At 38.7% G+C, this 14,525-nt stretch carries 13 protein-coding genes; 12 read left to right on the plus strand and 1 reads right to left on the minus strand.

What is annotated here, in order from left to right; all coding sequences use genetic code 11:
* Positions 1 to 45 precede the first annotated feature (45 nt).
* Together K6V48_RS00200 and K6V48_RS00205 are read left to right on the plus strand one after the other, a co-directional pair.
* Positions 46 to 891, plus strand: a complete 846-nt coding sequence (locus K6V48_RS00200) for a pyridoxamine kinase (RefSeq protein WP_222367123.1) — start codon at positions 46 to 48, stop codon at positions 889 to 891.
* Positions 888 to 1,433 (plus strand): ECF transporter S component, encoded by a 546-nt coding sequence (locus K6V48_RS00205; protein WP_024403660.1) that lies wholly within the window; start codon positions 888 to 890, stop codon positions 1,431 to 1,433. Before K6V48_RS00200 ends, K6V48_RS00205 begins: the two co-directional genes overlap by 4 nt.
* A gap of 53 nt (positions 1,434 to 1,486) precedes the next feature.
* Here K6V48_RS00205 and K6V48_RS00210 read toward each other — a convergent pair whose 3' ends face one another.
* Complete coding sequence (locus tag K6V48_RS00210) at positions 1,487 to 2,287, minus strand: peptidylprolyl isomerase (RefSeq protein ID WP_105126252.1); 801 nt, start codon at positions 2,285 to 2,287, stop codon at positions 1,487 to 1,489.
* Between the two features lie 147 nt (positions 2,288 to 2,434).
* On the opposite strand from K6V48_RS00210, the gene K6V48_RS00215 reads away from it, so the two are divergent.
* The 10 genes from K6V48_RS00215 (at position 2,435) to K6V48_RS00260 (ending at position 14,459) form a co-directional block, all read left to right on the plus strand.
* A complete protein-coding gene (locus K6V48_RS00215) occupies positions 2,435 to 2,791 on the plus strand; it encodes a DUF2500 domain-containing protein (RefSeq protein ID WP_222367126.1) in 357 nt (118 codons plus the stop codon).
* Positions 2,792 to 2,865: 74 nt separating this feature from the next.
* Entirely contained in the window at positions 2,866 to 3,405 is a 540-nt protein-coding gene (locus K6V48_RS00220; RefSeq protein WP_222367129.1) for a hypothetical protein, read from the plus strand.
* Positions 3,406 to 3,511: 106 nt separating this feature from the next.
* Complete coding sequence (locus tag K6V48_RS00225) at positions 3,512 to 4,552, plus strand: LacI family DNA-binding transcriptional regulator (protein ID WP_160863639.1); 1,041 nt, start codon at positions 3,512 to 3,514, stop codon at positions 4,550 to 4,552.
* Positions 4,553 to 4,661: 109 nt separating this feature from the next.
* The gene (locus K6V48_RS00230) at positions 4,662 to 5,582 is read left to right on the plus strand and encodes an ABC transporter permease (RefSeq protein WP_024403655.1); all 921 of its coding nucleotides are present in this window, start codon (positions 4,662 to 4,664) and stop codon (positions 5,580 to 5,582) included.
* A gap of 9 nt (positions 5,583 to 5,591) precedes the next feature.
* Positions 5,592 to 6,479: a carbohydrate ABC transporter permease gene (locus K6V48_RS00235; protein ID WP_160863638.1), complete on the plus strand. Its 888-nt coding sequence runs from the start codon at positions 5,592 to 5,594 to the stop codon at positions 6,477 to 6,479.
* 42 nt (positions 6,480 to 6,521) lie between these two features.
* Positions 6,522 to 8,132 carry an ABC transporter substrate-binding protein gene (locus tag K6V48_RS00240; protein WP_172006893.1) on the plus strand — a complete coding sequence of 537 codons (1,611 nt, stop codon included), beginning with the start codon at positions 6,522 to 6,524 and terminating at the stop codon, positions 8,130 to 8,132.
* 18 nt (positions 8,133 to 8,150) lie between these two features.
* The gene (locus K6V48_RS00245) at positions 8,151 to 9,509 is read left to right on the plus strand and encodes a glycoside hydrolase family 32 protein (protein WP_172006892.1); all 1,359 of its coding nucleotides are present in this window, start codon (positions 8,151 to 8,153) and stop codon (positions 9,507 to 9,509) included.
* Between the two features lie 116 nt (positions 9,510 to 9,625).
* Positions 9,626 to 12,001 carry a DNA translocase FtsK gene (locus tag K6V48_RS00250; RefSeq protein WP_222367131.1) on the plus strand — a complete coding sequence of 792 codons (2,376 nt, stop codon included), beginning with the start codon at positions 9,626 to 9,628 and terminating at the stop codon, positions 11,999 to 12,001.
* A complete protein-coding gene (gloA2, locus tag K6V48_RS00255; RefSeq protein WP_172006957.1) occupies positions 12,001 to 12,387 on the plus strand; it encodes an SMU1112c/YaeR family gloxylase I-like metalloprotein in 387 nt (128 codons plus the stop codon). The genes K6V48_RS00250 and gloA2 overlap by 1 nt, the downstream gene beginning before the upstream one ends.
* Before the next feature lie 425 nt (positions 12,388 to 12,812).
* On the plus strand, positions 12,813 to 14,459 hold the full coding sequence (locus K6V48_RS00260) for a peptide ABC transporter substrate-binding protein (protein WP_024391704.1): 1,647 nt from the start codon (positions 12,813 to 12,815) through the stop codon (positions 14,457 to 14,459).
* Positions 14,460 to 14,525: the final 66 nt, after the last annotated feature.

The raw sequence follows: 14,525 nt of genomic DNA on the forward strand, positions 1-14,525 counted from the left end.
CATTTACAATTTTGTTTATGAAAAATAATTTAGGAGGAAGATTTGATGCAACGATTATTGCTTGCAAATGATTTGCCTGGTTTGGGAAAGGTTGCCCTAGCCACTAGCATCCCAATTGCAGCAGCTTGTCAGGTAGAAACAATGCTTTTACCTACAGTTCTTTTATCCTCACATACAGGCGGTTTCCCAGATGTTGTCATTGAAGATATGACTGACTTGAATCGAGCCTATTTTAGACAGTGGAAGAAATTGAATGTAAAAGTAGCGGGAATTCTGTCAGGTTATTGTAGAAGTCCCCAGCAACTTAGACAATTGGCAATGTACGCCAAGCAAACTGAGACACCATTGATTGTAGATCCGATTATGGGTGACAATGGACGATTGTATACAGGTTTTACATCATCCTATGTAGAAGCCATGAAAGAATTGACTCAGTCGGCCAAGCTCATTCTTCCGAATATAACAGAAGCATCGCTTTTAACTGGGAGAAACTATTTGGGAGATTCCTACGATATTCATGATATTGAGGATTTAGTAAAATCTTTGGCAGAGCAGGTGTCGGCAGATATTGTACTGACAGGGATTTCCTTTGATGATAGCCAAATAGGTGTAGCCTATTTTCAGCAGGAAACAGGGGGAATTACTACCTATTTGTCTAAAAAATATCCAGCAAATTTCTTTGGAACAGGTGACATTCTATCTACCTTGTTAGCAGTAGCAACTATTGAACAAATCAATCTCCATCAAGCCATCCCTCTTGCTTTAGAATTTATTGACAAAAGTTTAAGGCAAACCCTGTCATTGAATCGAGACCTAAAGTTAGGGATCTATTTTGAACCATTTTTAGCAGAATTACAACAGGCATTTCAAACATTAAAGGAGAAATTATGAAACAGAATCAATTACGTCAATTAACCGAAGTTAGTTTATTTGCAGCCCTTATTTGTGTGGTTGTCTTCTTTATTCGCATTCCTTTCGGAAGTCAATTTGTCCATCTAGGCAATGCTCTAGTGGTTGTGGGTGTTCTACTATTTGGAGCCAAAAAAGGAGCTGTGGCGGCATCTCTTGGTCTAGGCATCTTTGATTTACTTTCTGGCTATGCTTCAGTCGCTTGGATTACCATTTTAGAATCGCTCATCGTCTGCTTCATTTTGCATTTGTTTTACGAGAAATTCCTCAAGGAAAATGATCGCTTAACCAATATTATTTTGGTTGGAATTGTTGCGGCAATTACAAAAATTATCTTGAACCTATTGAAGTATACATTAACGGGAAGTTTTGTCGGAGGGTTAACCTTCTCAGCTTCCTTCCTCGCAGCTTTGGGTAAAATCTTAGGAACCTATGGCACTGCAATTACAACCATCATTGCTGTACCAATCCTCTATCAAGTATTCAAAGGTTTATATAATGGAAAACAAGGAAAGCAATCGTAATAAAAAAAGAAAACTTGAGGAAATTCTCAAGTTTTCTTTTTTTATTAGTCTGACTAGTTAGTGTAGTCTTTAATGATCTCAATTGACTCAATCTTAACATCAGTTTTTGGTTTATCATTGTCATCCGTCTCAACAGAAGCAATCTTGTCGACGACATCCATTCCATCAATCACTTGACCAAATACAGTATGTTTACCATCTAAGTTTGGATTTCCTCCGTTTTTATAGGCTTCAATAATCTTACCAGGATAGCTTGAACTAGAAAGTTGGCTTGACATGTCTGTGGTATTTTGGTTGATAAAGAATTGGCTACCATTCGTACCTGTACCAGCATTGGCCATTGAAAGCGAGCCACGAATATTGTAAAGGAAGGCTGAAAACTCATCTTTGAAACCATTTCCAGCATCGATGGTCGTATCTTTTCCTGCCCAGATAGATTCACCACCAGTACCATTTCCAAGTGGATCTCCGCCTTGAATCATAAAGTCTTTAATGACACGATGGAAGATTGTACCGTCGTAGTATCCTTCCTTTGCATGGGTTAAGAAATTTTCAACGGTCAAAGGTGCTTGCTCAGGGAAGAGTTTGATAGTAATATCCCCTTCAGTTGTCTTGATTTTAACGGCAGCCTCATTTTCAGCTATATCAGTTGACAATTGTGGAAAAGTAGCTGAAGGATTGTTGATCGCATAAGCCAAATCCTTTGCATATTGACTTGATGCTGTCGTATCCGTAGTTGTAGATGCTTCAGATGTTGAACTTGTGGAGCTAGAGGAATCTGAAGTTGATGAGCTATTTCCGCAGGCAGTTAGAAATAAACTGGAAGTCAGTAAAAACAGTATTGTTTTCTTCATAGAAAATACCTTTCTGGTTCTTATAAATTATGCACATTCTACCATGTTTTTCTAATTTTTTCAATTTTTCTCCTAGATGAAATCAATCGTTTCTAAATGAACTAAATATGATATACTATTGTTATAAATGCAATAGGAGGTTACCATATGTTTGGAAATTTATTTGGTCCACATGGAGGAATTATATGGGAAATGGCTCTTTTTTATATCGTTTTTATTTTCATAATTGGGCTAATATGTTTTCTAATCCTTCGAAATTTTATGGAGTGGCATCGTAATAACCAATCACCAATTGAGACCTGTCAAGCCTTCCTGGTCACAAAGCGAACCGATGTCTTTGGAAATGAAACAGCCCGGACCAATTATTATCTGACATTTGAATGGAATGGTCAAAGAAGGGAGTTTCGTGTCAAGGATCATGAATACGGATTGTTAACGGAAGGAGATAAAGGAACATTGACCTTTCAAGGAACTCGCATGCTCTCTTTTGAACGCAAATCCTAGTCACCAATCTAGGTTTTTCCTGTGGAATAGTGTATAATGATGTTACTATTTAGAGATAATAATGTGAGGTAATTATGTCTGTTGAACAACGCATCGCAGAAATGTATAAAGACCATGAGGTCAAACCCTATATTTCCCCAGAACGTGATCTTGCGACCTGGCTATTAGAAGCTAAACCGGTGCCAAAGCGTAATATGGTTCGTCTAGAAGAAGGTCTGTTACCAGGGGATATCATTTTATTATGGCGCATCAACTTTGGTACGTTTGAAACAACGACCCCTTATTCAAAGTATTTTGAGTATATCTATGGTATCAATGGTCTAGAACATATGAACCAATTGATTGAAAATGGATTTGCATATGTCGAGACGGCTTTTGACTCGTTGGATCATATCACTTCAACTGCAAAGAAAAGTATTCTGAAAGCAGAAGGAGTTACAGGATTATCCAAATTAAAAGCTGCTGACCTTGATGCAGCTCTTAAGGAGTATTTGACTGAAGAAAAATTGGCACCATATTTTTCAGTTCGCGGCTACGCCTTGACGGAAAAGGGAAAGGCAGCCTTAGACAATCACCCTGAAGTAATAGACAAACACCCGAAGAAGAAAATGTGATCAGCAAGGCTGGTCCTTTTTTCTTCTTGACAGAAAACGCTAACAGTGGTATTCTGTTATAAACATTGAAACGTTTCATTTTTTTTGTAACTAGGAAGGACGAGCCATGGAACCAACTAAATCGATTACCATGAAAGATGTTGCCAAATTAGCAGGAGTCAGTGTTGGAACAGTGTCTCGTGTAATCAACCAAGAGCAAGGAATCAAGGAAATTACATTGCAAAAAGTTCACCAAGCGATTGATGAATTGGGCTACATACCAGATGTCTATGCTCGTGGTATGAAGAAAAATAAAACAGAGACAATTGCTTTAATTATTCCAACGGTATGGCACCCGTTTTTTGGAGAATTTGCATACCACATTGAAGTGGAACTAAGTAAAAAGGGATATAAATTGTTGCTCTGTAATATTTCTGGTCCAAAAAGAGAACTAGATTGCATCACCATGCTTCAGCAAAATAAGGTTGATGGAATAATTGCCATTACTTACAGTCCTATTGAAAATTATCTATCGTCTAATATTCCATTTGTCAGTATCGATCGAACTTATGAAGACAAAGCGATTGCCTGTGTTAGTTCAGACAACAGAAAGGGGGCTGAACTTGCTGCTCAGGTACTAATTTCAAAGGGTGGTACACATTTTGGTTTCATTGGTGGCCATAATAAAACAATTAATGAGACTAAGAAACGTCGACTTTACTTTGAAAAAACAATAATAGAGGCTGGTTTCCCATGTGAGGTTCTTGATTTAGAGGAGCCATACGATGATTTTTTAGAGCAAGTTGAAGTATTTCTACGCAAGCATCCACAAATTGATGCCATCTTTACGATAAATGATTTTGCAGCTCTGGATACTATTGAAATCTTAGAAAAAATTGGCAAACGTGTACCAGAAGATGTGCAAATAGTTGGTTACGATGGCATTCTACAAGCAGAAGAACGTTCGCAGTATTTATCAACTATTCGCCAACCAATTGGTGAGATGGCCAAGGAAGCGGTAGCGTGTCTCTTAGATATCATTGATAAGAAAGAGCGGCCACTTCAAATAACCCTACCAATTTCCTATATTGAAGGAAAAACTACAAAAAATTTCAAAAAGCAGTTGACAGAAAACGGTTACAATGATAAAATAAAATCATCAAGTTAGTTGATTTTATTTTTAAATAAAAAATGAAACGTTTCAAAAATAATAGAAGAGGAATAACTTTTCCTCTTTCTAAAACAAAATATTTTGAAACGTTTCAAAAGGAGTTCATATGAAAACATCTAAACTTCAGCAAGTGACAATTTGGGAAAGAATAAAGCAACAGAAGATTTTATTGCTCATGTTGCTCCCTGGATTAATCTTGACATTCGTTTTTCGATATATTCCGATGTATGGTGTTCTGATTGCTTTCAAGGATTACAATCCACTACGAGGAGTACTCGGTAGTGAGTGGATTGGATTTGAAGAGTTTACGAAGTTTCTCTCTTCTCCAAACTTCGGCAATCTACTTGCCAACACTTTAAAATTGAGTGTCTATGGCCTTCTATTAGGATTTCTTCCGCCAATTATATTAGCGATCATGCTCAATCAGCTCTTGAGTGATAAAGCAAAAAAACGGATTCAATTGGTGCTTTATGCCCCAAACTTTATCTCGGTCGTTGTTATTGTCGGTATGATTTTCCTCTTCTTCTCAGTAGGAGGCCCAGTCAATTCCATTCTTAGAATTTTTGGAATTGAGGCCAATTTCTTAACAGATCCAGACTTTTTCAGACCTCTGTATATCTTAAGTGGTATCTGGCAAGGAATGGGTTGGGCATCAACTCTTTACACGGCCACCTTAGTAAATGTTGATCCAGCATTAATTGAAGCAGCAAAATTGGATGGGGCAAATATCCTTCAGCGGATCTGGCATATTGACTTGCCAGCACTCAAACCGGTTATGGTGATCCAATTTATTTTAGCGGCTGGTGGAATTATGAATGTCGGGTATGAAAAAGCCTTCTTGATGCAAACTTCATTGAACTTGACAAGTTCGGAGATTATTTCCACTTATGTTTATAAAATAGGTTTGGTATCAGGTGATTACTCATACTCAACGGCCGTTGGTTTGTTCAATGCATTGATTAATATCATCTTGCTCATTGCAGTGAATAAATTTGTCCAACGCATTAACGATGGACAAGGTTTATAGGAGGTTCATATGAATTCGCAAATGTATACAAAATTTGACAAGCGAATGCTCGTTGTCAATAAAATATTATTAGGATTTCTTGTTTTAATAACAGTTGTTCCAATGGTCTATATCCTTGTTGCATCCTTTATGGATCCGCAAGCCTTAATCAGTAAAGGCATCAGCTTTGATCCCAAGGATTGGACAGTTGAAGGTTATCAGAGAGTTTTCTCGGATAAATCAATAGTACGAGGGTTTCTAAATTCATTATTCTACTCATTTTCCTTCGCCTTTATCACAGTAGCCATTTCAGTTATGACTGCCTATCCCTTGTCAAAAAAAGATTTGGTTGGAAAAAAATGGATCAATACCTTCCTTGTCTTTACAATGTTCTTCGGCGGAGGCTTGGTTCCTACATATCTCCTAGTTAAAGATTTAGGGATGCTAAATACTGTTTGGGCTATTATCATCCCTGGTGCAGTCAATGTGTGGAATATCATCTTAGCGCGAACTTATTTCCAAGGCTTGCCAGATGAGTTGGTTGAAGCAGCAGTTATGGATGGTGCTAACGAATTTCAAATTTTCTTAAAAATTATGTTGCCTCTTGCAAAACCAATTATGTTTGTGTTATTCCTATATGCTTTTGTTGGGCAGTGGAATTCATACTTTGATGCAATGATCTATATAAAAGATCCTAATTTAGAACCACTTCAACTTGTTCTTCGAAAAATTCTTATCCAAAGCGAACCTGCGAAGGATATGATTGGGGCACAGGCTGCCATGAATGAAATGAAGCGAATTGCTGAAATGATCAAGTATGCAACAATTATTATCTCAAGTCTACCGTTGATTGTCATGTATCCATTCTTCCAAAAATACTTTGATAAGGGTATTATGGCTGGTTCATTAAAAGGTTAATCTTATCCAGTAAAATAGTAATATAATAGGAGGTTGTTTCTGATGAAACACAAATTTGGAAAAACAGTTGTTACGCTTCTTGCAAGTACAGTTCTTTTAGCTGCTTGTGGTTCAAAAAATTCGGCTTCTAGCCCGGATTATGAGTTAAAAGATGTTCAGTTTCCGTTGGAAAAATCAGTCACACTTAAGTTTATGACTGCTAGTTCGCCTTTAGCTCCAGCAGATCCAAATGAAAAATTAATTTTCAAGCGTTTAGAAGAGGAAACAGGTGTGCATATTGACTGGACAAATTATCAGTCAGATTTTGGTGAAAAACGGAACTTGGACATTGCTTCAGGTGATTTACCAGATGCCATTCATAACGACGGTGCTTCTGATGTAGAATTGATGAACTGGGCGAAGCAAGGGGTCATTGTACCAGTCGAAGACTTGATTGATGAGCATATGCCAAACCTGAAGAAAATTCTTGATGAAAATCCAGAATACCGTTCTATGATTACGGCTCCTGATGGCCATATCTACTCATTCCCATGGATTGAAGAGTTGGGCGAAGGTAAGGAGTCTATCCACACTGTTAGCGACATTGCTTGGATTAACAAAGAGTGGTTGGACAAACTTGGTCTTGAAATGCCAAAAACTACTGATGACTTGATTAAGGTTCTTGAAGCCTTTAAAACACAAGACCCAAATGGTAATGGCCAAGCTGACGAAATTCCAATGTCCTTTATCAATGGTGGCGGTAACGAGGATTTCAAAATTTTGTTCGGTGCCTTTGGTGTTGGGGATAATGATGACCATTTGGTTGTCAACAATGATGGAACAGTTGACTTCACTGCAGATAATGAAGATTATAAGGAGGGTGTTCAATTTATACGTACCCTTCAAGAAAAAGGTCTTCTTGATCCTGAGGCGTTCGAACAAGATTGGAATACCTATATTTCTAAAGGAAGTGAAAATCTTTACGGTGTTTACTTTACTTGGGATAAAGCAAATGTGACTGGTATGAATGATACCTATGATATCTTACCAGTCTTGGCAGGTCCTGACGGAACCAAACACATCACCCGTACAAATGGTATGGGTTTCCAGCGTGATCGCATGGTCATTACATCAGCAAATAAAAACTTGGAGTTAACAGCCAAATGGATTGATGCCCAATACGCTCCACTCCAATCTGTTCAAAACAACTGGGGTACATACGGAGATGAAAGCCAACAAAACATCTTTGAGTATGATGAAGCAACTAAGAGCTTGAAACACTTACCATTGGACGGTACTGCACCAGGCGAATTACGTCAGAAGACAGAAGTGGGTGGACCTTTGGCAATTCTTGATGAATACTATGGAACAGTAACCACCATGCCAGATGATGCCAAATGGCGTTTGGACTTGATGCACGCTACTTATATGGACTATGTAACAAATGATGAAATCTACCCACGTGTCTTCATGGAACAAGAGGATTTGGACAAGATTGCCCAAGTTGAAGCAGATATGAACGACTTCATCTACCGCAAACGTGCAGAATGGATTGTGAACGGCGGTGTCGAAGAAGAATGGGATGGCTATTTGAAAGAATTGGAAAACTACGGTCTGTCTGACTGGTTAGCTATCAAACAAAAATACTACGATCAATACAAAGAAAATCAGTAATCAAAAAGGAGGCTACCTGTGAAAACAGTTGAAAAAGCCAATGCATACATTCAAGCAGAAAAAGTAACCGTTGATACGACTTTTATACCAGAGCGTCATTTTGTTCCAGAAATTGGCTGGATCAATGACCCGAATGGGTTTGTCTATTTCAAAGGAGAATACCACCTCTTTTATCAATTCAATCCCTATGAAAGTGTCTGGGGGCCAATGCATTGGGGTCATGCCAAAAGTAAGGACTTGGTCAACTGGGAACATCTTCCGGTTGCCCTCGCCCCAGATAAGAACTACGATAAGGATGGCTGTTTCTCGGGCTCAGCTATTGTTAAAGATGATACCCTATGGCTCATGTATACGGGCAACATTGTCAATGAAGATGGCTCTGTCAGACAGGTGCAGAACATGGCCTATTCGACAGATGGTATACATTTTGAAAAAATCGCACAGAACCCTGTTGCGACGGAGGAATTTCTACCGGAAGAAGTCATCGCCAATGACTTCCGTGATCCAAAGATTTTCGAGAAAGATGGTCGCTACTATTCTGTTGTGGCAACTAAGCACAAAGACGGGGTCGGCTGTATTGTCCTACTAGGATCTGACGATTTGCTGGACTGGCAATTTGAGTCTATCTTCTTAAAAGGGGAAGCCCACCAAGGTCACGTTTGGGAATGTCCGGATTACTTTGAAGTAGATGGTCAGGAGTACCTGATTGTTTCGCCGATGCGGTATCAAAAAGAAGACAACGACTTTGTCAATATCAATTCCAATATCTTTGTGACAGGTCATGTGGACTGGGACAAGAAAGTCTTTGTGGCAGATTCCTTCAAAGAAATTGACCATGGTCATGATTTCTATGCGGCTCAAACAACCCAAGGTCCAGAAGGAGAGCGTGTCATGATAGCTTGGATGCACACTTGGGGACGTCCGCTTGTACCCAATGACCTTGGTCATAAATGGTATGGACAAATGACCCTGCCTCGTCTACTCAAGCATGGTGAGAATGGACTCCAACAGGTCTTGCCAGCAAGTATCTTGAATAGCTTTGCCGAAATTGAAATTGGTCAAGTTATTCAAGGACCAAGCAAATTCTCCCTCAAACTGGATGACAGTTTGGATCTAAAACTTGGAAACGACCAAGATTATCTTCAATTTGGTTACGATAAGGAAAGTCAAGAAGTCTACATCGATCGTGGTCACCTTGATATCCAGCAAACTGGAGAAGAAGAATGGTCAACCATTCGCCGATCAGTTACGGTTGAAGCTGAAGAGTTATTGATTATGATAGATACCAACTGTGTAGAAATTTTTGTCAATAATGGCCAAGAAGTTTTGACCTCAACTTACTATGTTGAGGGTCAGAGAACTCTAAACACTCTATAAATTTGTTTCCCCTAAATTTTTTTCTCCAAGAAAGGTCCTGCTTGCAGGGCTTTTTCTGATGTGAAAAATCTCCGTAATTATGATAAAATAAGGAGATTGAGAAAGTTGAGGTATCTATGCGAAAGACGGGTAAAAAAGGTAAGACAACGAGACGTCCGACAAAGGCGGAGTTGGCCCAACAAGAGCGTGTCAAAAAGATGGTTTTACGTATCATAGGGATCCTATTTTTGGCATTTTCAGCAAGTCGACTAGGCATTTTTGGGGTAACAAGTTACAATATTTTTCGCCTACTGTTTGGAAGTTTGGCCTATCTATTAATAGCAGGTGCATTCTTCTATTTCTTGTTTCCAAATAAGATTCGGAATCGTGAAGGAACAATCTCAGGTTTTTGGCTAATTATTGTGGGACTCTTGCTCGAATTTCATGCCTATTTTGACTGGCAGTTTAAGGGTGAAGATTTATTCCAACAAACACTTAAATTAGCAATTAGAGACTTGTCATCGTTCCAAGTGAAGGGGTTCTTTGGAGGTGGTCTGGTTGGGAATGTTCTTTATCTGCCAGTTTCGTTTTTATTTTCAAACATTGGAGTATTTTTCATCGGCTTCTTATTGATTGCCTTTGGAATTTTCTTTATGAGTCCATGGTCTGTTTATGATGTAGCGGATGGAATGGCAGTTTTCAGAGATAGACTTTCAGAAAGGCAGGAAAAAAGAGCAGAGCTTCGCGCTCAGAAGCGGGTTGAACGAGAAGAAAAACGCCAGCAAGAATTAGCTCGTCTTGAGGAGGAGCGACTCCGGATTGAAAATGAAGTTGAGGCAACCGATGAAAGTACCTCTCCTGAACGAAAAATTGATTTTGAGACAGGGGAAATCCTAGAGGAAAAAGAGATGGAAGAACCCGTTCAAGTGCCAATTTTTTCTGAATTTGATCATTTGGAACCAGAGGATGAATTTCCGATTATGCTCGCGGAGGACGACATTTCAGCTACGCTTGAGAACCAAGAAAGTAAGGTTGAAGAAGTTGAAGATACGGATATTCAGATTGACTTCAAGCCTAAGCAACGATTAGCCTATAAATTGCCGAAAATTGATTTATTTGCACCTATTAAAGTCAAGGGACAAGGCAATGAAAAGCGAATCGTACGTCAGAATATAAAAGTGTTAGAAGATACCTTTGCAAGTTTTGGGATCAAAGTAGTTGTTGAACGGGCAGAAATTGGACCTTCTGTAACTCGGTATGAGCTGAAACCAGCAGTTGGGGTTCGCGTCAATCGTATTTCTAATTTGGCAGATGATCTGGCTCTTGCCTTAGCTGCTAAAGATGTTCGGATTGAAGCTCCTATTCCCGGGAAGTCTTTAGTCGGTATCGAGGTTCCTAATACAGAAGTGGCAATGGTGCCTTTCCGAGAATTATGGGAACAATCCAAGACAGACCCAGCTAAATTGTTAGAAATTCCGCTTGGTAAAGCTGTCAATGGGACGGTGCGTTCGTTTGATTTGACACGGATGCCCCACTTGTTAGTTGCTGGCTCGACAGGATCGGGGAAATCAGTGGCTGTCAATGGGATCATTTCATCTATTTTGATGAAAGCAAGCCCAGACCAAGTGAAGTTCATGATGATTGACCCTAAAATGGTAGAGTTATCGGTTTACAATGATATTCCTCATTTATTAATCCCTGTTGTAACCAATCCACGGAAAGCCGCACGGGCTCTTCAAAAAGTCGTTGACGAAATGGAAAAACGGTACGAACTTTTCAGTCAAGTAGGGGTTAGAAATTTGGAAGGCTACAATTCCAAAGTGGAAGAATTTAACAGCCGTTCAGATGAAAAACAAATTCCATTACCACTTATCGTTGTTATCGTAGATGAGTTGGCAGATTTGATGATGGTAGCTAGCAAGGAAGTTGAAGACGCAATTATACGTCTTGGTCAAAAAGCCCGTGCCGCGGGTATTCATATGATTTTAGCAACACAGCGTCCTTCAGTAGACGTTATCTCTGGTCTAATTAAGGCAAATGTTCCATCTCGAGTTGCTTTTGCTGTAGCATCAGGTACCGATTCACGAACTATTTTGGGGGAGAATGGTGCCGAAAAATTACTTGGTCGTGGTGATATGCTGTTCCATCCGATTGGTGAATCGGCCCCAATGCGTTTACAAGGTTCATTTATTTCAGATGATGATGTAGAGCGAATTGTTCATTTTGTCAAAGATCAGGCTGATGCAGAATATGATGAAACCTTTGATCCAGGAGAAGTATCTGACAGTGATACAGATTACGGTGCAAACGGTGGATCCAACGAAGGAGATCCACTCTTTAATGAAGCAAGAGCATTAGTAATCGAGACGCAAAAAGCCAGTGCATCGATGATTCAACGTCGCTTATCTGTCGGATTTAACCGTGCAACACGACTAATGGAAGAACTAGAAGCTGCTGGTGTCATCGGCCCTGCAGAAGGCACAAAACCAAGAAAGGTATTGGAAACGCAATAATGAAACTTGATACGGTACACCATATTGCTATTATTGGTAGCAATTATGAAAATACAAGGGAATTTTATGTTGAAAAGTTAGGGTTTGAACAACTTGATGAGCATATCCGTCCAGAAAAAAAGGATATTCTTTTTAATGTAAGAAAAGGTAATCTGGTTTTGGAAATTTTCATTAAACCAGATGCCCCCAAGCGACCAGCTATGCCAAATCCAGAGCATACTGGACTCCGTCATCTAGCATTTAAGGTTGAGAATGTAGAAGAGTGTTTAAGCGAGTTTGATATACTTGGGATTCGGCATGAAAGCGTACGGTGGGATGATTTTGACGGAAAAAAGATGGCATTTTTCTTTGATCCAGATGGTCTTCCATTAGAAATCCATGAATAATTTCGTCATTACTTGTAGGAATTTGAGCAAGTTATAATAAAATTTGAACCATGATTGGAATAAAAGTAGTTAGTAAACAGCTAATTACTTTTTTTGTCAAATAATTTTATGCTTCAATGTAATAAAAACTAACACTATGTGTAAAGGATACAAAGTATGTTATTTACTGTATAATTTTACGGATTAGACTGTTGAGAAATAGAGGTAAAAACGAATGTTATCAAGCATTTACGAAAACATAATTCGCAAATAGTATAAAAAATAAGTAAAACAACTATGGTGCTAATATATATTACGTATATTAAAAGCTGAAAGAAAAGTCAGAAAATTTTATAAAAACACTTGCTAGTGAATAAAGATTAGTATATAATCTTAAGCATAACTTAAAAAGTTGTTAAAAAGTTCATAATCAGGGAGATTTTCTTATGAATAAATGGAAAAAACTTGCTGCAGCTGGTTTGGCTGTTGCTACACTTTCTGTATTAGCTGCCTGTGGTAATGGAGGTTCAAAATCTTCATCATCAGACACTTCTACAATCAATTGGTATACACCTACTGAAATTCTTACTTTAGATATTTCAAAAAACACAGATCGCTATTCAGCAATGGCTATCGGTAATGGTGGAAGTAACTTGCTTCGTGTAGATGAAAATGGTAAAAACCAACCTGACTTAGCTGAAAAAGTTGAAGTTTCTGAAGATGGTAAAACATTTACAGCTACTCTTCGTGATGGAATTAAATGGTCTGATGGTAGCGACATCACTGCTGAAGATTTTGTTTATACATGGCGTCGTATGGTAGATCCAGCAACTGCTTCTGAGTATGCATATCTTGTATCGGATGCCCATGTATTAAATGCTGATGAAGTTATTGCCGGTGAAAAACCAGTTGAAGAATTGGGTGTTAAAGCGGATGGAAACAAAGTTATCTTTACCTTGTCTACTCCAGCTCCTCAATTCGAAAGCTTGTTAACTTTCTCTAACTTTGTTCCACAAAAAGAATCATTTGTTAAGGAAGCTGGCGAAGATTACGGTACATCTTCAGATAAGATGTTGTACTCTGGTCCATTCGTTGTAGAAGATTGGAATGGTACAAGCGGTAGCTTTAAACTCGTGAAAAACGACAATTACTGGGATGCAGCAAACGTGAAAACTGAAACAGTAAACGTTCAAACTGTTAAAAAACCAGATACAGCAGTTCAAATGTATAAACAAGGTGAATTAGACTTTGCAAACATTTCACAAACATCTGCTATTTACAATGCAAACAAAAATAATGAAGATGTTATTGATATTGCGGAAGCTCGTGCGGATTACCTTGTATACAACGAAACTGGTAGTGTTAAAGCATTAACTAATCAAAAAATTCGTGAGGCTTTAAACCTTGCAACTGACCGTGAAGGGCTTGTAAAAGCAGCAGCTGATACTGGTACAAACCCAGCAACTGCATTTGTACCAAAAGGTTTGGCAACATTGACTGATGGTACAGACTTAAATGAGTTTGTGTCACAACCGTATACATTTGACAAGGAAAAAGCTGCGCAATTGTTCAAAGAAGGTTTGGCTGAGTTAGGTGTTGATAGTTTAACATTGACAATTACAGCAGATTCAGATAACCCAATCAAGAAAGCTGCAACTGACTACATCAAAGAACTTTGGGAAACTACTCTTCCAGGCTTAACTGTTGAAGAAAAATTTGTAACCTTTAAACAACGTTTGGAAGATACAAAAAATCAAAACTTTGAAGTTGCATTCGTAAGCTGGGGCGGTGACTATCCAGAAGGTTCTACTTTCTACGGTTTGTTCCAATCTGGTTCAGCTTATAACTACGGTAAAGTAAATAGCCCTGAGTTTGACGCTGCATATGAAAAAGCTTTGACAACTGATGCTTTAGACAAAGATGCAGGGGCTGCAGACTACAAAGCAGCAGAACAAGCTCTTTACGAGGGTTCACACTACAACCCACTTTACAACTTGTCTAACAAAGGATTGCAAAACCCTAACATCGAAGGTCTAGTTCGTAATTCAACTGGTCTTGATGTAGACTTCACATATGCTTACAAAACTAAATAAGTTGTACGAATGATGAACAAATTTGCAAGGATTGGATCTGCCAATTCTTGCTTTTGCTTTGAGGAA

It is taken from the genome of Streptococcus suis, assembly GCF_019794555.1.
GTDB lineage: Bacteria > Bacillota > Bacilli > Lactobacillales > Streptococcaceae > Streptococcus > Streptococcus suis_AB.

Excerpts from the sequence above, each read along its gene's own strand:
- K6V48_RS00260 (WP_024391704.1), top strand. The coding sequence starts at position 12,813 with ATGAATAAATGGAAAAAACTTGCTGCAGCTGGTTTGGCTGTTGCTACA.
- K6V48_RS00225 (WP_160863639.1), top strand. The coding sequence starts at position 3,512 with ATGGAACCAACTAAATCGATTACCATGAAAGATGTTGCCAAATTAGCA.
- K6V48_RS00240 (WP_172006893.1), top strand. The coding sequence starts at position 6,522 with ATGAAACACAAATTTGGAAAAACAGTTGTTACGCTTCTTGCAAGTACA.
- K6V48_RS00230 (WP_024403655.1), top strand. The coding sequence starts at position 4,662 with ATGAAAACATCTAAACTTCAGCAAGTGACAATTTGGGAAAGAATAAAG.
- K6V48_RS00215 (WP_222367126.1), top strand. The coding sequence starts at position 2,435 with ATGTTTGGAAATTTATTTGGTCCACATGGAGGAATTATATGGGAAATG.
- K6V48_RS00235 (WP_160863638.1), top strand. The coding sequence starts at position 5,592 with ATGAATTCGCAAATGTATACAAAATTTGACAAGCGAATGCTCGTTGTC.
- K6V48_RS00220 (WP_222367129.1), top strand. The coding sequence starts at position 2,866 with ATGTCTGTTGAACAACGCATCGCAGAAATGTATAAAGACCATGAGGTC.
- gloA2 (WP_172006957.1), top strand. The coding sequence starts at position 12,001 with ATGAAACTTGATACGGTACACCATATTGCTATTATTGGTAGCAATTAT.
- K6V48_RS00205 (WP_024403660.1), top strand. The coding sequence starts at position 888 with ATGAAACAGAATCAATTACGTCAATTAACCGAAGTTAGTTTATTTGCA.
- K6V48_RS00210 (WP_105126252.1), bottom strand. The coding sequence starts at position 2,287 with ATGAAGAAAACAATACTGTTTTTACTGACTTCCAGTTTATTTCTAACT.
- K6V48_RS00200 (WP_222367123.1), top strand. The coding sequence starts at position 46 with ATGCAACGATTATTGCTTGCAAATGATTTGCCTGGTTTGGGAAAGGTT.
- K6V48_RS00250 (WP_222367131.1), top strand. The coding sequence starts at position 9,626 with ATGCGAAAGACGGGTAAAAAAGGTAAGACAACGAGACGTCCGACAAAG.